The sequence below is a fragment of the Devosia sp. UYZn731 genome, from assembly GCF_040546795.1.
Lineage (GTDB): Bacteria > Pseudomonadota > Alphaproteobacteria > Rhizobiales > Devosiaceae > Devosia.
In genome coordinates, this window is sequence record NZ_JBEPOL010000011.1 from 78,132 (window position 1) to 97,408 (window position 19,277).

The window sequence follows — 19,277 nt, forward strand, 5'->3', positions numbered from 1 at the left end:
ATGAGCGACCAGTTCCATTACACCACCCCGCATGACCCGCTGTCGCAGCCGCTCATCGAGCAACTGACCCACGAATACCAGAGCCGCTACGGCGACTATTTTGGCGAGTCAGCCGGCACCGAAATGAGCCGCTATCCCGCCGAACTGTTCGCCCAGCCCGATGGCGCCTTCCTGCTGCTGCTGCGCGACGGCGTGGCGATCGCCGGCGGTGCATTCAAGCGCTATGACGAGGTCACAGCCGAGTTCAAGCGGGTCTGGACTCATTCCGATTTCCGCCGCCAGGGGCTCGCCAAGCGCATCCTCGTCGAGCTGGAAGCTCAGGCCGCCCGCCAGGGTTATAGCCGCATCTATCTGACCACCGGCTTCCGCCAGCCCGAAGCCTCGGGCCTTTATCTCAGCACCGGCTACACCGCGCTGTTCGATGTCAACGTCGATCCTGAAGTCTACGGCTCGCTGCCATTCGAGAAGGATATTTCGGCGCTGGCGGTCCAAATCCAGCCGCAGCACGAACGGGTCGCCGCGGCGCGCTGAACGCGCAAATTATTCTCCGACGGCCGCAAGGACGCAACGCGGCCGCATTGCCCCATCCGTTCTGTAACTTTAATGTCTACAGAACTTATATACTAAAGCGCGTTTGCGCCGCCACATCAGGATTTCCGCCATGGCTTCGACCACCGATATCGGACTTGAGCAGGACAGCGCGCAACCGGCCTCCTCGCGTGATTATGCGCGTTATCGCATCATCCCGGCGCGCCATCCGTGGCGTATCGTCGGCACCGTCGTCGCCGCCTTTGTCATCCTGGTGTCGCTACATTCCACCTTCACCAACCCGCGCTGGGGTTGGGACGTGTTTGCAAAATTCTTCTTTTCCCAGCCCGTCCTGGTCGGGCTCGGCCGCACCCTGCTGCTGACGCTTCTGGCTTCGGTACTGGGCTTCCTGATCGGCGGGCTGCTCGCCTTCGCGCGGGTCTCCAAGTCGCCGCTGCTGTCCAGCCTCTCATGGGCCTATATCTGGCTGCTGCGCTCCATCCCGTTGATCGTATTGCTGCTTGTGCTCAATAATCTCGGGTATCTCTATGAGAGCGTGAATCTGGGCGTTCCCTTCACCAATATCCTGTTCGCCCAGTTCAAGACCGTCGATATCCTCAGCCCGTTCTCGGTGGCGGTGATCGGCCTCAGCCTCAATCAGGCGGCGTTCTCGGCCGAGATCATCCGTGGCGGCATTCTATCCGTGGATCAGGGCCAGCACGAAGCCGCTGCCGCGCTCGGGCTGTCGCGCCGTCGCCAGGCGCTCAATATCGTGCTGCCGCAGGCCATGCGCGCCATCCTGCCCAGCGGTTTCAACGAGATCATCGGCTTGGCCAAGGCAACATCGATCGTCTACGTGCTGGCATTGCCGGAATTGTTCTACACCGTCCAGGTCATCTACAAGCGCAACCTCGAAGTCATCCCGCTGCTGATGGTCGCGACGGTCTGGTATCTGATCATCATGATCATCCTGTCGCTGGTACAGGCCGTGGTCGAGCGCCACTATGCCCGTGGCACTCGGCGCGAAACGCCTTCCAACATCATCGACCTGGCTTTGGCCTATCTGCGCCCGGCTGCCCCAAGGCCTAGCGTGGTCAGCGCCGCGCCGATCAGGGCCGCCAAAGCGCCAGCCAGGCCGTCCGTCGCTCCGCGCACCGATATCGTCCGCGGCCGCGTCGGCCATGTCGAAATCCATGCTGTGTCCAAGAGCTTCGGCAGCAACAAAGTACTCGACACCGTCACTCTCGATATCCGCCCCGGCGAAGTTACCGCCATCCTCGGGCCCTCGGGTGCCGGCAAATCGACGCTGCTGCGCACCATCAACCATCTAGAGCGCGCCGATGCCGGCGTGGTCACCATCGATGGCGAACTGATCGGCTATGAGCGGCAGGGCAATGCCTTGCAGGAGCTGAAGGAGCCGGCGATCCGCCTCCGCCGTGCCTCTGTCGGCATGGTGTTCCAGAACTTCAACCTGTTCCCCCATCTGACCGCGCTGGAAAATATCATCGAAGCCCCCGTCGCCGTGCAGGGCGTGCCGCGCGACGAAGCGATCGCCCAGGCCCGCGACCTGCTGGCGCGCGTCGGCCTGGCCGAAAAGGCCGATGCCTATCCGCGCCATCTCTCCGGCGGTCAGCAGCAGCGCGTTGCCATCGCCCGGGCCTTGGCGCTCAAGCCCAAAGTCCTGCTGTTCGATGAGCCAACCTCGGCGCTGGACCCCGAACTGGTCGGCGAAGTGCTCGACGTGATCAAGGAGCTCGCCACCTCCGGCACCACCATGATCATCGTCACCCACGAGGTCGGCTTCGCCCGCGAAGTCGCCGACAAGGTGGTGTTCATGGAAGCGGGCAGGGTGCTCGAGGTGGGCGCCCCCGCCCAGGTGTTCAACGCCCCCAACCACCCGCGCACTGCCGAGTTCCTCGCCAAGGTCCTCTGACCCGATCCACTTTCCGGCCCGCCGCCGCCCTCGTGGGCGGTGCACGCCACCGGTTTGCCCAAAAGCTACCCGCCAGCGCCAACGAGGGCAGCGCCGGCGTCTCCTCGCCCTCTTGAACAGATGAGCTAACCATGACCCATAGAGCCAAACTGCCATACTTCGCCGCTGGCCTGCTGCTTGCCATGCTCGCCGGAACCACCCTGCATGCCCAGGAATTCGACCTCAGCCCCGCGCAGGCCGGCCGCGTCCACGCCCAGCCCAATCCCGAGGCGATCGCGCTGCTGTCGCCCGATTTCCAGTGGGCCAAACCCGACACGCTCACTGTCGCCGTCTCTGTCGGCGAGCCGCCGCTGGCCGCTTTTGCCGACGACTCCACCACCATCATCGGCGCCGATCCCGATATCGCACTGCTGATCGGCGAAGCGCTTGGCAAAAAGGTCGAGCTGGTCTCCGTCGCCTGGGCCGATTGGCCGCTCGGCGTGGTGTCCGGCAAGTATGATGCCGTCATCTCCAACGTCACCGTGACCGAAGAACGCAAGGAGCGGCTGGATTTCTCGACCTACCGCAAGGACGTCCTCGGCTGGTATGTGAAGTCCGATAGCCCGATTACGCAGATCAAGGAGCCCAAGGATATCGCGGGCCTCAAGGTCATCACCGGCGCCGGCACCAACCAGGAAAAGATCCTGCTCGAGTGGGATCGCCAGAACGTCGCGGCCGGCCTCGCGCCGATCGAAGTGCAGTACTATGACGACTCCGCCGCCGCGCAACTGGCCATCCAGTCGGGCCGCGCCGATGCCCAATTCAATCCGAATTCCAGCCTGGCCTATGCGTCTGCCGTCAATGGCGGCACCAAGCTGGTCGGCACGCTCAGCGGCGGCTGGCCCGTCAATGCAGACATCGCGGTGACCACCCGCAAGGACGCCGGCATTGCTGCCGCGATTACCGCCGCGATCAACGGCCTGATCAAGGACGGCACCTATGGGGAGGCGCTGAAGCGCTGGAACCTGTCGGCCGAGTCCATCGATACCGCGGCCACCAATCCACCCGGCCTGCCCCGGACCTGATCGTTCGAGGCCTGCTGATGGCGCGGTCGCCGCAAGGTGGCCGCGCTCCGGCGTCCGAGCACCGCCCATCGCATCCGACGATTTCGCCCCCAAACTCTGAAAGTCCTCCTTATGGCCCGCGATACCCTCTTTCTGCTGCAGCCCGGTTTTGCCGATCCCAAGCGCCCCGATGGCGCCTTCATCTGTCCGCATTGCAATCAGGTCGAGGGATTCCTGGCCAGTTTCCCCGAACTGGCAAAAGGCATCGACGTGCATCGCCTGCCATTCCCGCGGCCGCGCCAGCCGGTGATCGATCTGGTAGGCGAGGATAACCAGGGCCTGCCGCTGTTGGTGCTTGCCGGCACGGCGCCTGACGACGCCAAGGCCCATGGCGAGGTCCGCTTCGTTTCCGAAACCCGGCGCATTCTCGAGCTATTGTCCGAGCGGCACGGCTTCCCCAAGCTGCACAGCTAACCAGCGCTCCGCCTTCGGGACACCAAGGCCGGCGGCCGCGATCAGGAAGCTATCGCACCTTGCCCATGTCCGGCAGGAACACGGTCAGCAATCCGGCCAGCGGCAGGAACGAGCACAGCCAGAACACATGCTCGATGCTGGTGAAATCGGCGACTGCCCCCAGGGCGGCCGCCGCAATGCCGCCGGCCCCGAAGGCAAAGCCGAAGAAGATGCCGGCAATCAGCCCGACCCGTCCCGGCATCAATTCCTGCGCGAACACGACGATCGCCGAAAAAGCCGACGAGAAGATCAGGCCGATGATGATGGTGAGGATCACCGTCCAGGTCAGGTCGGCATAGGGCAGGGCGAGCGTGAATGGCAGCACGCCCAGGATTGAGAACCAGATCACGAACTTCGCCCCGAAGCGGTCCCCGATCGGCCCGCCCATGAACACGCCAAGCACCGAGGCGCCGAGATAGACGAACAGCAGCAATTGCGCGTCCTGCACGCCGACATTGAATTTGTCGATCAGAAAGAATGTGTAATAGCTGGAAAGGCTGGCCATATAGGCATTCTTGGTCAGCGTCAGGATGGTGAGCACGATCAACGCGATCATGGTCGTGCGCCGGTTGAAGATCAGCGCCTTGCTGGCAGGCGCTTTGCCGGCATTGTTCCGCTGGTGCTCCGCGTACCAGTTGCCAACGCGCCACAAAATGAAAATGCCCACCAGTGAGCCCACCGCAAACAGGCTGACGCTCCATTGCCCGCGCGGCAGCACGATGAACGCCGCCAGTAGCGGCCCGATGGCCGAGCCCGCATTGCCACCAACCTGAAACATCGATTGCGCCAGCCCATGCCGGCCGCCCGACGCCAGCCGCGCCACGCGGCTTGATTCAGGATGGAAGATCGCCGAGCCGAGCCCCACGAACGCAGCGCCGATCAGCAACAGCCAATAGGTCTGCGCCATGCCAAGAACGATCAGCCCCACCAGGCTCGCTGCCATGCCCACCGGCAGCGAATAGGGCAGCGGACGCTTGTCGGTATACATGCCAATCGCCGGTTGCAGCAGCGACGCCACGCACTGGAAGGTCAGCGTCAACAGCCCGATCTGCACATAGTCCAGCTGATAATTGGTCTTGAGCAACGGATAGATCGCCGACAGCATCGATTGCATCACATCATTGATGAGATGGCAGACGCTCACCGCAACGATGATCGAGAGTGTGGTCTTGCCGGCAGCATGGCTAGCCGGCGCGCTGGCTGTGAGGCTCAATTGGTAGGGTCCAAACGATACGGCATCAACTTGGCCCGTTCGTAACATGTCAGGCGCCGCCTGTCGTTATCGCTTATGCCAAAAACGACCACCCCCGCCAGCATCCGCTCGCTTTCGCGTCAGGCTTAGGCGCGCAATGACATTGCGGCCAGCACACAGGAAAATGTGCTCAAGGGGGGCTCCTTCCGCCGCCACATCAGCTATTGCTATCGCATCGCCGCCCGTTCTGCATTGACCGCCGAGTCCTCGGCCAGCAATACCGGTTTTCGCATGGCCTATGACGCGTGAAGGTGTCCGGCCGCCCCAGATCGGTCGGACCAGACCATGACTGAAGATAAAGACCGCGAGCGTCGCGTTTCCTTGCCGCCCCTGAAGGCGAGCATGCACGCCGCCTTGGTGCAGCTCGGATCGGCCATCGCTCGGATCGCGGGCTGGTGGCGCGTGCATGTGCAGGACGTGGGCATTCCCGCGCGCCTGCGCAGCATGGTGCGCAGGCGCGAGGCTTGGCTGGCACTGCTCGGCGGGCTGGTCGGCGCGCTGGCTGGGCTGATGGTTACGGCGCTGCACGAAACAGCCTATCTGATCCAAACGCTGCTCTATCAACTGCCGCCCGAGCAGAGGTTGAGCGGGCTGGGGACATTGCCATCCGATCAGGCGCTGATCCCGGCCATCGGTGGGATCGTGCTGGGCATTCTCATGCTGGCATTGCGCAATCGGCGCTCGCGCTATGTCGATCTTGTGGAGGGCAACGCGCTGCATGGGGGCAAGCTCTCCATGGTGGACAGCCTGATCATCACTTTGCAGACGGTTATCTCCAACGGCTTTGGCGCGTCGGTCGGGCTGGAGGCCGCCTATACGCAAATGGGGGGCGGCGTCGCGTCCAAGCTCGGCGATCTTTTTCACGTCCGCCGCGCCGATCTGCGACGGCTGGTGGGGTGCGGGGCAGCCGGCGCCATCGCCGCGGCCTTTGGCGCACCATTGACGGGGGCTTTCTATGCCTTCGAGCTGATCATCGGCACCTATTCGATTGCGACCCTGGCCCCGGTCGTCGCCGCCTCCATCGCTGCGGTGCTGGTGACGGCTCTGTTCGGCCACGGCGAGCCCATTGTCACAGTCAGCCACGCGGTGGCTATCAACTTGCCGCAGGTTCTGCTGATCCTGCTCTGCGGTCTCGTGACCGGGGGCCTCGGCATTGCGCTCATGAGGCTCGTGGGGCGGGTCGAGGCGGCTTTCGTGGCGCTCCGTGTGCCGGTCTGGCTGCGGCCGGCGATTGGCGGAGTGCTACTGGGCGGGTTGGCGCTCATTTCGCCCATGGTGCTATCGGCGGGCCATGGAGCGCTGGAACTCATCTTTGCCTCCAGCCCAATGCCGATCTGGCTGGCGCTGTTCATCATTCTGCTCAAGATCATGGCTTCGGCCATATCGCTGGGTTCGGGCTTTCGCGGCGGGTTGTTCTTCGCATCGCTGTTTCTCGGCGCGCTGATGGGGCAGGTCTTCTTTTCGCTGATGCAATGGGTGAGCCCCGACATCTTCCCCGATCCGAGCCTACCCATGCTTGTCGGCATGGCAGGCCTGGCCGCTGCGGTGGTCGGCGGACCGTTGACCATGGCATTCCTGGCACTGGAAATTTCGGGCAGCCTGCCATTGACCATCGCGGTGCTGGCCGCCGCGGTTGCATCCTCGATGCTGGTGCGGGAAACCTTCGGCTACTCATTCACCACCTGGCGCTTCCATCTGCGCGGCGAAACCATCCGCAGCGCCCATGACGTTGGCTGGCTGCGCAACCTCACCGTGGGCAAGATGATGCGGCGTGACGTGAAATCGGTGACATCGGGAACGACGATCAAGGAGTTCAGGCGGCTTTATCCGCTGGGTTCGGCCACGCGCGTCATCGGCACACACGCCGGTGACCGCTATGCCGGGATGATCGAGGTCGCGGACGCCTATGCGGAGGCCATTTCCGATGACGGCACCCCCATCGACAGCCTGTTCAAGTTGCCCAAGGTCATGCTGCATCCGGCCATGGGTGCAAATGACGCCGCCCGCGTTTTCGAGCAATCCAACGCCGAGGCCCTCGTCGTCGTGACCAATCTGGCCGATCCGAAATTGCTGGGCACCCTGACCGAGGCCCACCTTATGCGTCGCTACGCCGAGGAATTGGAAAAGGCGCGTGTAGACCTGGCGGGGACATAGTAGCCGCCTGGGCATCGCTCAGCGGCTTAGCTCAAGCCGCAAGCTCTGCGCCGCCAAGCGCCGGCGCCATTGCCGCACGCTTTGGCGGTCAGACAAATCCGCTAAAACATGATACATTTCAATATATTAGAAAGTGTGACAAAATTTTGGCAGTGGGAGTTGCACCCGGCTTGATAGTGTGGTTAGCTATTTTGCATACGAATGCAAAAAAGGCATCTGTGCGCAGCCAGGCTTCGGTTTGCTGCGAGGGGCGTAGGGCGGTCCACCGGCTGGCGGGCTGTCGCGAGTGAATAGGAACCGGGTTTCGACGCGTCGAACCCGGGCAGGGGACGGCGCGACCGTCATCAGGAGAGAACGATGAAAATGATGTTGAAGACGACGGTTTCGCTCAGCGTTCTGCTGCTGACGGCCGGTGCGGCCTTTGCCGATTGCGGCATTGCCAAGGGTTCGGTCCGCATTCTGTCCAATGACTTCGAGGCGCTGCGCGTCATCGAGACCGCGACCCAGGATTGCGTCGCCGCTGGTGTCACCGTCACCGCCAATGCCACTGCCGAACACAAGAACCTGCAGGTTCCGGCCTTGACCATCAACCCGGCCGAATACACCGTGGCCATGGTCGCCAACAACTCGATCGTGCCCCTGCTCAATGACGACCTGATCCGCCCACTGGACGATCTGGTGGCCAAGTATGGCCAAGATTTGCAGCCAAACCAGCTCATCAAGATCGACGGCAAGATCATGGCGATTGCCTTCATGGGCAATTCCCAGCACCTGTTCTACCGTAAGGACATCCTCGAAAAGGCCGGCATTACCACCCCCCCGACCTCCTACGAAGACGTGCTCGTCGCCGCCAAGGCGATCAAGGATGCCGGCATCATGGACTATCCGCTGGCCGCCTCCGACAAGCCCGGCTGGGACCTAGCCGCTGAATTCGTCAACACCTATCTGGGCACCGGCGGCGACTTCTTCGCGCCTGGCTCGGCCGAACTGGCCATCGACAATGCCAATGGCCAGAAGACGCTGGAAGTCATGAAGGCGATGACCGCCTACATGAACCCGGACTACCTGACCTATGACGCCAATGAACTGAACAAGGTCTGGGACGCCGGCCAGGTGGCCATGATGAACCAGTGGGGCTCGCTGGCCGGCGCTGCCGTCGATCCGGCTACCGTTCCGGCCGATATCGTCAGCAACACCGTGTTTGCCGCCGCGCCCACCATTTCGGGCGGCACCACTCCGGCCGCGGCCCTGTGGTGGGATGGTTTTACCATCGCCAAGAATATCTCCGATGAAGACGCCGAAGCCTCGTTCCAGGCCATGATGCATGGCATGAGCCCTGCGGTCATCGCCGCCCACCCCGATGCCGCGACCTGGCTGGTCAAGGGCTACACGCCCGGCCCCGCCGCCGTTGGCGTGATCGCAACCGCCAATGGCGGCGCCCGTGCCTACCCGATGCAGCCCTATATGGGCCTGCTGCACACCGCGCTCTCCACCGAGCTGGCTGAATTCATCGCCGGCAAGGAAGACGCCACCCAGGCCCTGGCGGATGTCAAAGCCGCATACGACAGCGCCGCCAAGGAAGGCGGCTTCCTCTAGCCTTTCAACCTAACCCCTCTCCCCAAAAGGGAGAGGGGCGACGCGGCGATATCGCGCTCCATATACGCATCAAAAAACGGGAGGCATGCATGCCGCACAAGACATTCTTTGCCTTCATTCTCCCCTCGCTGATCGCCATGGTGCTGTTCATCGCCCTGCCGATCGTCTCGGTTTTGGTGCAATCATTCTATGTCGAACATGGCCGCGTGCTGGTCGAGGTGGAAAACTGCCAACCCTTCGGCGGCTGCACCAAGGAAGTCCGCGTCGACTCCGCGGCAACCGCCGCACTCGAAAAAGCCCAGCCCTTGGGCCAGTTCAACGGCTTTGGCACCTATCTCAATCGCGGCCACCTCGCCGTCGCCGAAGTCGGCCAGATCATCAGCACCAGCAAGGGTTTTGGCGACGCCGTCGCGCGCATCTACAACCTGCCCTTCTACAAGGCCCTGGCCTTTACCTTGGTGTTCTGTTTCGTCGTCACCCCGCTGGCCATGGCCCTGGGCTTTGCCATCGCGCTGGGCGTCAATGCGCTGCCCAAGATCGTCAAAGGCCCGACGATCTTTTTCTCGCTGCTGCCGATGATCATCACGCCGCTGGTCGGCTCGCTGATCCTGTTCTGGATGATCAATCCGCAGGGCATTATCGGCGCGACCATCCAGCACATCTTCAACGACCCGACCCTGTCATTGCGCGCCTCCCCGGCGCTGACCTGGGGGTCGCTGCTGTTTTATGGCGTGTGGACCAATGCGCCGTTCTCCTTCGTGGTGTTTTATGCCGGCCTGCAGACCGTGCCGGGCGATACGCTGGAATCGGCGATGATCGACGGCGCCTCGCGCTGGGAGCGCATCCGCTACGTCATCATCCCGCATCTGGCACCCCTGGCGACCTTCGTGGCCCTGGTGCAGTTGATGGACAATTTCCGGGTCTTCGAGCCCATTGTGGGCTTTTCGGCGGAAGCCAACGCCACCTCGCTGAGCTGGCTGATCTACAATGATCTGTCGGGTGATACCCAATTGTTCGGCTCGGCCGGCGCCACCTCGGTTCTGACCATCGCGGGCGTCATCGTGCTGCTGATGCCGGTGCTGGTGCGCACCTGGCGCGAATTCAACCACAAGGTGGTCTGAGATGTCGGAATCGCTCGCTCAAAAACGCCCCCTGGGGCTGCAGACACTGATCACCGTGCTGATCGTGCTCTGGGTCATCGTTGCCGCCTTTCCGTTCCTCTGGACGGTGTGGGGCTCGTTCAAGGTCGAAGTCGACTTCTTCTCGCGCGAGAGCTGGTGGAACGCCATCTTCGGCACTAATACGATCAAACAGACCGGCTCGGCCTTTACCGGCGCCGGCTATTACGGCGCCTGGGTCACCCGAGAATTCTGGCGCGCCGTGGGCAATACGGCCATCGTCACGGTGTCCGTCACGGTGATTTCGCTGACCTTGGGCACGCTGGGCGGCTATGCGCTGGCGCGCTCCGGCCAGCGCTACGCCTTCTGGATCCTGATCGCCGCCCTGGTGTTCCGCGCCATGCCCCACATCACCCTGGTTTCGGGCTATCTGCTGCCCTTCTTTCAGCTCAATATCTGGGGCGTGCTCCCCACTTCGATTATCGTTCTGGTGGCCATCAACCAGCCGTTCACGCTGTGGATGCTGCACTCGTTCTTCCTCAGCATCCCCAAGGATCTGGACGAAAGCGCCATGGTCGATGGTTGCACGCGCTTTCAAGCCTTCCGTATGGTCATCATTCCGGTGATGTGGCCGGGCGTCGTGACCACGGGCCTGTTCTCCTTCCTGCTCGCCTACAATGACTTTGCCACCACCTCGATGCTGCTGAGCGCCGACAACCAGACCATGGTGCCGAAAATCGCCAGCTTCCTCGGCTCGGTGCAGGAGCAGGGCAAGGTCATGTTCGCCGTCGCCGCCGTGGTCTCGGCCACCGTGCCGCTGTTCATCCTCGTGCTCTTCTTCCAACGCCAGATCGTCAGCGGGCTGACCGCCGGCGCAGTGAAAGGCTAGTCGCGTGCGCAGCAAAAGTGGCCTTCCGGTTTTGCGGTTCGCAAGCGCGACAAACTAAAGGATTCTCCCATGGCTCAGATCCGCCTCAAGAACGTTTCCAAGCGTTGGAACAATTTCGTCGGCGTCGACAATTTCAACCTCGATATCGCCGACCAGGAATTCCTCGTGCTGCTCGGCCCCTCGGGCTGCGGCAAGACCACCACCATGCGGATGATTGCCGGCCTCGAAGACATCACCGAAGGCGAAATCTGGATTGGCGACCGGCTGGTCAACAAGCTCGAGCCCAAGGATCGCGACATCTCCATGGTGTTCCAGAGCTACGGGCTCTATCCGAACATGACCGTCTACGAAAACATCCGCTTCCCGCTCAAGGTTCGCAAGATCCCGCAGGAGCAGCACCATGAACGCGTCATGGCCGCGTCCCGGATGGTGGAGCTGGATGATTTCCTGCAGCGTCGCCCGGCCGCGCTGTCCGGTGGTCAGCGCCAGCGTGTCGCGCTCGCCCGTGCCATCGTGCGCGAACCCAATGCCTTCCTGATGGACGAGCCGCTGTCCAATCTCGATGCCAAGCTGCGCGTTTCGACCCGCGCCCAGATCAAGAACCTGCATCATACGCTCAAGCGCACCACCATCTACGTCACCCACGACCAGATCGAGGCCATGACCCTGGCCGATCGCGTGGTGGTGATGAGCAAGGGGCTGGTCCAGCAGGTCGGCACGCCGATGGAAATCTATGACCGGCCGGCCAACACGTTCGTCGCGGCCTTTATCGGTTCGCCGGCGATGAACCTGGTCAACGGCGACATCGTGAACGGCGTCTTCACCGCCGAAAACATGAAGATCGCGGGCCTCAGCACATTGGTATCCGGCCCCGTGACGCTGGGCTTCCGCGCCGAAGACGCCACGCTCGCCAATGAGACCGGCCAGATCGAGGCGCCAATCTACACCGTCGAGCTGTTGGGCGATGCCACCATGATCGCTGTGCGTGTCGCCGGGGCGCTAGTGTCGATCAAGACCAATAAGGACTATCGCGCCGATATCGGCGATGTGGCGAGGATCAATGTCAGCCCCTCGATCTGCCATCTGTTCGACCGGACCACAGGTGTCCGGCTCGATTTCGTGCGAGCATAGGCGCCTTACGTGAACAAGCGCCAGGATCAGCCGATGTCGAACCCCAGCGAACTGGGCAAGCCAGCTTTCCAAGCCGATGTCGCGGCGCACGGGCTCAGCCTGCCGGCCGCGGATGTCGAAGGCATTTATGCGCTGGCCAACTGGCTGCATGCCGGCATCGACGGGCTTCGGGGCGTTGTCGGCACGACCGAGTACCGGCCCGAAGCGCCGGTTCAGGACGAATGGGCCGACATTCCGATCATCGAAGCTGGCCGACGCCTGCGCGATGGCAGCCTGACTTCGCTGGGCCTCACCAAGGCCCATCTGCACCGCGTTGCCCTGCGCAATCCCACATACCTGGCGTTCTATGCCGTCACCGCCGAGCGCGCACTGGCCGATGCCGCGCGTGCCGACGCCGAACTGGCGGCCGGGCAGGATCGCGGGCCCCTGCACGGCATCCCCATCGGCCTCAAGGACCTGATCCAGACCGCCGGCATCCCCACCACCGCCGGCTCGCGCCAGCATGAAGGCCACATCCCGGCCGAAGACGCGGCTGTGGTTCGCACCCTTGCGGAAGGCGGCGCCGTGCTGATCGGCAAGCTCGCCACCTACGAATTCGGTACCGTCGGCCCGGCCTTCGACACGCTCTATCCACCGGCGCGCAATCCCTGGAACCTGGATCACATCACTGGCGGCTCGTCATCCGGCTGCGTCAGCGCTGTGGCGGGCGGCCTGCTGCGCACATCCCTCGGCACCGACACCGGCGGCTCTCTGCGTGGTCCCTCCAGCTATTGCGGCACCGTGGGCCTCAAGCCAACCTTTGGCCTCGTGCCCAAGACTGGCGTCTTCGGCCTCGCACCCAGCCTCGACCATGTCGGCCCCATCAGCGCCACCGTCGCCGACGCAGCCGTGACGCTCGACGTCATTTCCAACCGCGTCAACCAGCCCGACGCTGCATCCGCCCATCTGGGCCAGTCCATAGCCGGCCTGCGCATCGCCTATGCCCGCAACTGCTTCGCCAGGGACGCGCAGGCCGCTCCCGCCGTCGTCGCGGCCATGGACGCGGCGGTCTCCCAGCTCTCCCTGCTGGGCGCTATCATCACCGAGGTCGAACTGCCGCCCTATGAGCATTTCGAGGCCGCCGCGGCCGCGATTCTGCATGCCGAAGCCTTCGCGCTGCACGCCAAGGCGCTCGCCGAGCAGCCGCAAAGCTACGGCCGCATGACCTTCCAGACGCTCGCCGCCGGCGTGTCACTGACCGCTGCCGACATCGCCGAAGCGCGCCGCGCCGGCTCCGTGCTGCGCCAGCAACTCGACGACGACGTCTTCGCCGATTGCGACGCGCTGGTCACTGTGTGCACCCTGACCACCGCATTGCCCGTCGCCGCCTTCGGCAAGGCTGCCGTCTGGACGCCGATGCGCACCATTGGTTTCAACCTCACCGGTCATCCGGCGCTGGCGCTGCCCATCGGGCTCAGCGACGGCCTGCCGATGGGCATGCAGATTGTCGGCCGCCATCGCGACGAAGCCACGATCTGCCAGATCGGGGACGCGTTCGAGCGTCATGCCGGCCACGCCGACATCAAGCCGCCGCGCATCCCCGGCTGACCCCACCACCAAACATCTGCGGCGGCCACGCCGCCACCACAGGAGCACGACATGGCCATTTGGCTCAAACGCGGCAAGGATGCCGAGGCGAAAGCGGAAGCCGACCGGCAGGTGCGCGCCACCGTCGAGACCATCCTGGGCGATATCGAAAAGCGCGGCGACGACGCCGTCCGCGATCTGTCGCGCAAGTTCGACAGTTGGGACCGTCCCGATTTCCGCCTCAGCCAGTCCGAAATCCAGGCCTGCATGGACCAGCTTTCCGAGCAGGACCTTACCGATATCGCCTTCGCCCAGACCCAGGTGCGCAATTTTGCCGAAAAGCAAAAGGCGACCATGACCGACCTGGAAGTGGAAACCCTGCCGGGCGTCATCCTCGGCCACAAACACGTCCCCGTCGCCTCGGTCGGCTGCTACGTGCCCGGCGGCAAATACCCGCTGCTGGCCTCGGCGCACATGTCGGTGCTCACCGCCAAGGTGGCCGGTTGCGGCCGCGTCATCACCTGCGCGCCGCCGTTCCATGGCAAGGCCGCCCCGGCGATCGTCGCCGCCCAGGCCATGGCCGGCGCCGATGAAATCTACGTGCTGGGCGGCATCCAGGCGATTGGCGCCATGGCCATCGGCACCCAGTCCATCAAGCCGGTCGATATGCTGGTCGGCCCCGGCAACGCCTTCGTGGCCGAAGCCAAGCGCCAGCTCTACGGTCGCGTCGGCATCGACCTGTTCGCCGGCCCGACCGAAACGCTGATCATCGCCGACGACACCGTCGATGGCGAAATCTGCGCCACCGACCTGCTCGGGCAGGCCGAACATGGCCCCACCACGCCCGCAATCCTGCTGACCAATTCGGAAAAGCTCGCCCGCGACACCATGGCCGAAGTCGAGCGCCTGCTGACCATCCTGCCCACCGGCGATGTGGCCCGCAAATCCTGGACCGATTTCGGTGAAGTCATCGTCTGCGACAGCTATGACGAAATGCTCGAACAGGCCGATCGCATCGCCTCCGAGCATGTGCAGGTGATGACCGACCGCGATATGTGGTTCCGCGATAACCTCACCAATTATGGTGCCCTGTTCCTCGGACCCCGCACCAATGTGGCCTTCGGCGATAAGGTCATCGGCACCAATCACACCCTCCCCACGATGAAGGCGGCGCGCTATACCGGTGGCCTGTGGGTGGGCAAATTCATGAAAACCTGTACGTGGCAGACCGTCACGACCGACGCGGCCTCGGCCATGATCGGCGAATACGGCTCGCGCCTTTCGATGCTCGAAGGCTTTGTCGGCCATGCCGAACAGGCCAATGTGCGCGTGCGCCGTTACGGTGGCCGCAACATCCCCTATGGTACCGGCGCCACCCCGCGCGTCGAGGCTGCCGAGTAGCATGAGCCTGCCCAGCACCCCCAGTTTTCGCCTCGATGGCAAACGCGCTTTGGTCACCGGGGGAACCCGCGGCATTGGCCTGGGCGCCGCCGTGGCCTTGGCGGAAGCCGGTGCCCATGTCACCGTCGCCGCGCGCACCGCGGCCGATGTCGAAACCGTGGTCAACCAGATGGCCGACGCCGGAATGGCGGCGGAGGGCGTGGCGCTCGATATTACCGATGTGTCCGCCGTTCGCGCCTTCATCGCCGAGGCCGAACCGTTCCAGGTCCTCGTCAACAGTGCCGGGGGTGCCCGCCATTCCAGCTTCGCCGATATCACCGAAGTCGATTATCAGGCAGTGATGGCGCTTAATCTGAGCGCCACGCTGTTCGTGTCGCAGGCGGTGGTCGGCCGCTTGATCCAGGCGGGCCTGCCCGGCTCGATCATCCACGTCTCCTCGCAGATGGGCCATGTAGGCGGCCCGAACCGCGCCGTCTACGCCGCCAGCAAGTTCGCTGTCGAAGGCCTCAGCAAAGCCATGGCCATCGAGCTTGGCGCCAACAATATTCGCGTCAATACGATATGCCCGACCTTTATCGAAACCGAATTGACCGCTAAGAACTTGAGCGATCCGGCTTTTCGGCAATGGGTGCTGTCCAAGATCAAGCTGGGACGGTTGGGGCGGGTGGAAGACATCATGGGTCCGGTTGTTTTTCTGGCATCGGACGCCGCGCAATTGGTGACGGGCGCGTCACTACTGGTAGATGGCGGATGGACGGCGGAGTAGGGGCCAAGAAACCGGGAGTGACGTCCTCCCAGGTTGCCGAACATGCCGGGGTTTCCCAATCGGCCGTGTCGCGCACCTTTACGCCCGGCGCCTCCATTTCCTCCAAGACCCGCGCCAAGGTCCTGGCCTCCGCCAAGGAGCTTGGCTATCGGCCCAATGCCATCGCCCGTTCGCTGATCACCAACCGCTCGCGCATCATCGCCGTGGTGATGGCTTATCTCGAAAACCTGTTCTACCCCGATGTGCTGGAGGAACTGGGCCGGCGGCTGGCGGCCGAGGATTATCACCTGCTGCTGTTCACCGGCTTCATGGACCGCGACAGCGATCCGGTCTTCGACCAGCTCATGCAGTATCGCGTCGACGGCATCATCCTGGCCTCGACCTCGCTCTCCTCAGACCTCTCGGAAGAATGTGCCACCGCCGGCATTCCCGTTGTGCTGTTCAACCGCACCACCCAGCGCGATGCGGTGTCCTCGGTCACCACGCGCAACCGCGATGGCGGCCGCAAGATTGCCGAATTCCTGGTGGCGGGCGGGCACAAGAGCTTCGGCTACATTGCCGGGCTGGAAAACTCGTCCACCAACCGCGATCGCTTCCTCGGCTTTGCCGAGGGACTGCAAGCCCATGGCTTCACCGACATTGCCCTGGGCAAAGGCAATTACTCCCGCCCTGACGCTGAAGCCGCAGCGCGCGACATGCTGTCCGGCCCCGACCGCCCCGAGGCGATCTTCGTCGCCAATGACCACATGGCAGTGGCCGTGATGGATGTGGCGCGGCACGAATTCGGCATTGCCGTACCCGAACAGCTCTCGATCGTCGGCTATGACGACGTCGGTCCGGCCCGCTGGACCTCCTATGGCATTACCACGATGTCGCAGCCGCTCAAGAAAATGGTCGAAGCCACGGTGGATATCCTGATGGACCAGATCACCAGCGGCGACATCGAGGCCGAGCACCGCATCCTCTCGGGTGAACTGGTGGTGCGCACCTCCGCGCGCCTGCCCAGGACCGGCATCGTCGACATCGACGGCCGCAAACTTTACCGCCCCAAAGACACAGCCTGATCCGGCCGCAAGAAATCCAGCATGCTTGCAGATTTTACTTGAATTCCGTTTGCATACGTATTCAAATCCGGCAACATTGCCTCGAAAGGGATTTGCCATGACAACCTGGACCCAAGCTGAAATGGAAAAGCGCCTGGTGCGCTATGCAGACCTCAAGGGCCTGCGCAACGCCTTCATCGACGCCCGTACTCCGGGTTCCGATCGCAAGGAGAACTTCACCATCATCGGACCCGGCGTCAGCGAGAACAAGGCGCAGGTCGTCCATATTCCCGAGGCCCACGGCTTCAATTTCGGAGCCGCCCGCCAGCCCTTCGGCTGCACCAATTCCCAGCATTCGCACCTGACTGCCGAGACCTTCCTGGTCCATAGCGGCAAGTGGCGGTTCGTCTTCGGCGCCAACAAGGACGAAGGCTATCTCGATGTCGAGCCGGGCGATGTCGCCACCGTGCCCACCCACATGTTCCGCGGCTTCGAAAAGCGCGACGAGGGGACCGGGTTCCTCGCCGTGGTGCTCGGCCATGACGATCCCGGCAAGGTGGTCTGGGCCCCATCGGTCTTCAAGATGGCCGAGGATTTCGGCCTCAAGCTGCTCAAGGGCGGCAAGCTGATCGATACCACCCTGGGCGAAAAGGTCCCCGAAGGCGCCGAGCTCGAACAACCCCCAACTGCCGAAAAGCTCAAGGAACTGGCCACGCCGCCAATGTCCGAGCTGTCGCAATACTATGTGCCGCATACGAAAATGGTCGGCAACCCCAACTCGCCGCTGGCCGGCGAAGGCGTCGAAGAAGCGGCGCTGATCGGCGATGTCGACGCGGCGGATGGCTTCAAGGCCGGCCCGATCATCGGTCGCTGGCAGCATGATTTCGCGCTGCGCCGTTTGAAGTTGGAGACCGGCGCCAGCGTCGCCCAGCACAGCCGTGCCGAGCAGGAAGTGATCTTCGTGCAGTCCGGCACGCTGGAGTTCAACTGGGCCGATGGCGCGCTGATCCTGGGTGCCGGCGATACGCTGACCGTACCGATCGGGCTGGTGCACGGCTTCCGCAACCCGGCCTCGGCCGATGCGATCGCCTTCGTCATCCGTGGCGCGGCCGCCCCGGCGGCGCCGCAGTTCGCGACCGCTCAGGCAGCTGAGTAAAAGTCCATGCCCACCATTTCCGCCGAAGTCCTCGCCGCCCTGCGCAAGGCCGATACCCCCACCGTGTGCAATGCCCTCGAACACGTCATGGGCGGGCGGACGGCGGAGGGCTTCACCAAGACCCCGGTAGTCTGCGCCGATCCAAGCCTGCCACCCGTGGTGGGCTTTGCCCGCACCGCCAGGATCCGCGCCTCATCGCCCGCACAGAAGCCCGCGGCCGAGGTGCGCGCCCTGCGGATGCAGTATTACGAATACGTCGCCGGCGGCGACGGTCCCAATGTGGTGGTGATTGAGGATACCGATTACCCCCATGTCATCGGCGGTTTCTGGGGCGAAATGCAGGTGGCCCAGCACAAGGGCCTGGGTATTGCCGGCACGCTGACCAATGGCGTGCTGCGCGACCTCGGCATGCTCGACGAGGGCTACCAGGTGATCGCTGGCGCGGTCGGACCCAGCCATGCCTTCGTGCATGTGACGGAACTCGATTGCCCGGTGACGGTGTTCGGCATGACCGTGCAGCCGGGCGATTTGGTGCATGCAGACCGGCACGGCGGCGTGGTCATCCCGGCCCAGCATATCGAGCGCATGGAATGGGCTATCGACGTGGTCATGCGCAAGGAAGTGCCGATCCTGGCCGCCGCCCGCACCCCCGGGTTTACGGTGGAAAAGCTGAGGGCCGCTTGGCTGGAAGCCGACAAAATTACATAGCTCGCAGTCGACATTCCTCCACCGCTTGCGGGGGAGGGGGACCGCCTTCAGGCGGTGGAGGGGGGAGCCACACGAGCAATGGTAGCAACGACCATGGCCGGTTGACTTTCCAGCTGCGCAGCTGAAAAGCGGATGACCGCTATGCCTTCCTTGTTCAGCCAGGCTGTGCGGCGGTTGTCGTGATCCGCCTGATGATCGTGAACAGGTCCATCGACTTCAACACACAGTTTTGCCATGGCGCAGTAGAAGTCCAAAATATACGGACCCACCGGGTGCTGGCGGCGGAAATGTAGCCCGAGACTGTTACGCCGCAGCAAGAACCACAGCGTTTTCTCAGGCGCGGTCATCGAGCGACGCAGGCTTTTGGCTCGATCGCGAATAAAGTCCGGCGCCCGCACCTTGCCCTCGCGTGTGTTGCACCCCTCTCCACCACGCTATGCGTGGTCCCCCTCTCCCGCAAGCGGGAGAGGTATGCTGACT

Annotated in this window: 18 protein-coding genes; 16 read left to right on the forward strand and 2 right to left on the reverse strand. The window is 63.5% G+C overall.

Annotation, left to right across the window (positions count from 1 at the left end):
* From ABIB57_RS23365 to ABIB57_RS23380, 4 genes are all read left to right on the forward strand, one after another.
* Positions 1–531, forward strand: coding sequence for a GNAT family N-acetyltransferase (locus tag ABIB57_RS23365; RefSeq protein WP_354043651.1), 531 nt, complete (start codon positions 1–3; stop codon positions 529–531).
* 130 nt (positions 532–661) lie between these two features.
* Complete coding sequence (locus ABIB57_RS23370; RefSeq protein WP_354043652.1) at positions 662–2,461, forward strand: amino acid ABC transporter permease/ATP-binding protein; 1,800 nt, start codon at positions 662–664, stop codon at positions 2,459–2,461.
* A 131-nt stretch (positions 2,462–2,592) separates the two neighbouring features.
* Positions 2,593–3,525 (forward strand): ABC transporter substrate-binding protein, encoded by a 933-nt coding sequence (locus ABIB57_RS23375; RefSeq protein ID WP_502914463.1) that lies wholly within the window; start codon positions 2,593–2,595, stop codon positions 3,523–3,525.
* A 111-nt stretch (positions 3,526–3,636) separates the two neighbouring features.
* A complete protein-coding gene (locus ABIB57_RS23380) occupies positions 3,637–3,978 on the forward strand; it encodes a DUF3088 domain-containing protein (RefSeq protein WP_354043653.1) in 342 nt (113 codons plus the stop codon).
* Positions 3,979–4,027: 49 nt separating this feature from the next.
* Here the strand turns inward: ABIB57_RS23380 and ABIB57_RS23385 are convergent, their stop codons facing one another.
* Entirely contained in the window at positions 4,028–5,230 is a 1,203-nt protein-coding gene (locus ABIB57_RS23385; protein ID WP_354043654.1) for an MFS transporter, read from the reverse strand.
* Positions 5,231–5,395: 165 nt separating this feature from the next.
* On the opposite strand from ABIB57_RS23385, the gene ABIB57_RS23390 reads away from it, so the two are divergent.
* From ABIB57_RS23390 to ABIB57_RS23445, 12 genes are all read left to right on the forward strand, one after another.
* The gene (locus ABIB57_RS23390; protein ID WP_502914464.1) at positions 5,396–5,518 is read left to right on the forward strand and encodes a hypothetical protein; all 123 of its coding nucleotides are present in this window, start codon (positions 5,396–5,398) and stop codon (positions 5,516–5,518) included.
* A gap of 36 nt (positions 5,519–5,554) precedes the next feature.
* Positions 5,555–7,423 carry a chloride channel protein gene (locus tag ABIB57_RS23395; protein ID WP_354043655.1) on the forward strand — a complete coding sequence of 623 codons (1,869 nt, stop codon included), beginning with the start codon at positions 5,555–5,557 and terminating at the stop codon, positions 7,421–7,423.
* Positions 7,424–7,780: 357 nt separating this feature from the next.
* A complete protein-coding gene (locus ABIB57_RS23400) occupies positions 7,781–9,019 on the forward strand; it encodes an ABC transporter substrate-binding protein (protein WP_354043656.1) in 1,239 nt (412 codons plus the stop codon).
* Positions 9,020–9,108: 89 nt separating this feature from the next.
* A complete protein-coding gene (locus ABIB57_RS23405; RefSeq protein WP_354043657.1) occupies positions 9,109–10,140 on the forward strand; it encodes a carbohydrate ABC transporter permease in 1,032 nt (343 codons plus the stop codon).
* Position 10,141: 1 nt separating this feature from the next.
* A complete protein-coding gene (locus ABIB57_RS23410) occupies positions 10,142–11,026 on the forward strand; it encodes a carbohydrate ABC transporter permease (protein ID WP_354043658.1) in 885 nt (294 codons plus the stop codon).
* Positions 11,027–11,095: 69 nt separating this feature from the next.
* Positions 11,096–12,157, forward strand: coding sequence for an ABC transporter ATP-binding protein (locus tag ABIB57_RS23415; protein WP_354043659.1), 1,062 nt, complete (start codon positions 11,096–11,098; stop codon positions 12,155–12,157).
* 9 nt (positions 12,158–12,166) lie between these two features.
* Positions 12,167–13,744, forward strand: coding sequence for an amidase (locus ABIB57_RS23420; protein ID WP_354043660.1), 1,578 nt, complete (start codon positions 12,167–12,169; stop codon positions 13,742–13,744).
* Between the two features lie 51 nt (positions 13,745–13,795).
* Positions 13,796–15,124 carry a histidinol dehydrogenase gene (gene hisD, locus ABIB57_RS23425; protein WP_354043661.1) on the forward strand — a complete coding sequence of 443 codons (1,329 nt, stop codon included), beginning with the start codon at positions 13,796–13,798 and terminating at the stop codon, positions 15,122–15,124.
* Position 15,125: 1 nt separating this feature from the next.
* Positions 15,126–15,890 (forward strand): SDR family NAD(P)-dependent oxidoreductase, encoded by a 765-nt coding sequence (locus tag ABIB57_RS23430; RefSeq protein ID WP_354043662.1) that lies wholly within the window; start codon positions 15,126–15,128, stop codon positions 15,888–15,890.
* Positions 15,891–15,907: 17 nt separating this feature from the next.
* Positions 15,908–16,954: a LacI family DNA-binding transcriptional regulator gene (locus ABIB57_RS23435; protein ID WP_354043663.1), complete on the forward strand. Its 1,047-nt coding sequence runs from the start codon at positions 15,908–15,910 to the stop codon at positions 16,952–16,954.
* Between the two features lie 97 nt (positions 16,955–17,051).
* Positions 17,052–18,089: a cupin domain-containing protein gene (locus ABIB57_RS23440; RefSeq protein WP_354043664.1), complete on the forward strand. Its 1,038-nt coding sequence runs from the start codon at positions 17,052–17,054 to the stop codon at positions 18,087–18,089.
* A gap of 6 nt (positions 18,090–18,095) precedes the next feature.
* Positions 18,096–18,797: an RraA family protein gene (locus tag ABIB57_RS23445; protein WP_354043665.1), complete on the forward strand. Its 702-nt coding sequence runs from the start codon at positions 18,096–18,098 to the stop codon at positions 18,795–18,797.
* Positions 18,798–18,844: 47 nt separating this feature from the next.
* On the opposite strand, the gene ABIB57_RS23450 is transcribed toward ABIB57_RS23445, so the two are convergent.
* Positions 18,845–19,195 carry an endonuclease domain-containing protein gene (locus tag ABIB57_RS23450; RefSeq protein ID WP_354043666.1) on the reverse strand — a complete coding sequence of 117 codons (351 nt, stop codon included), beginning with the start codon at positions 19,193–19,195 and terminating at the stop codon, positions 18,845–18,847.
* Positions 19,196–19,277: the final 82 nt, after the last annotated feature.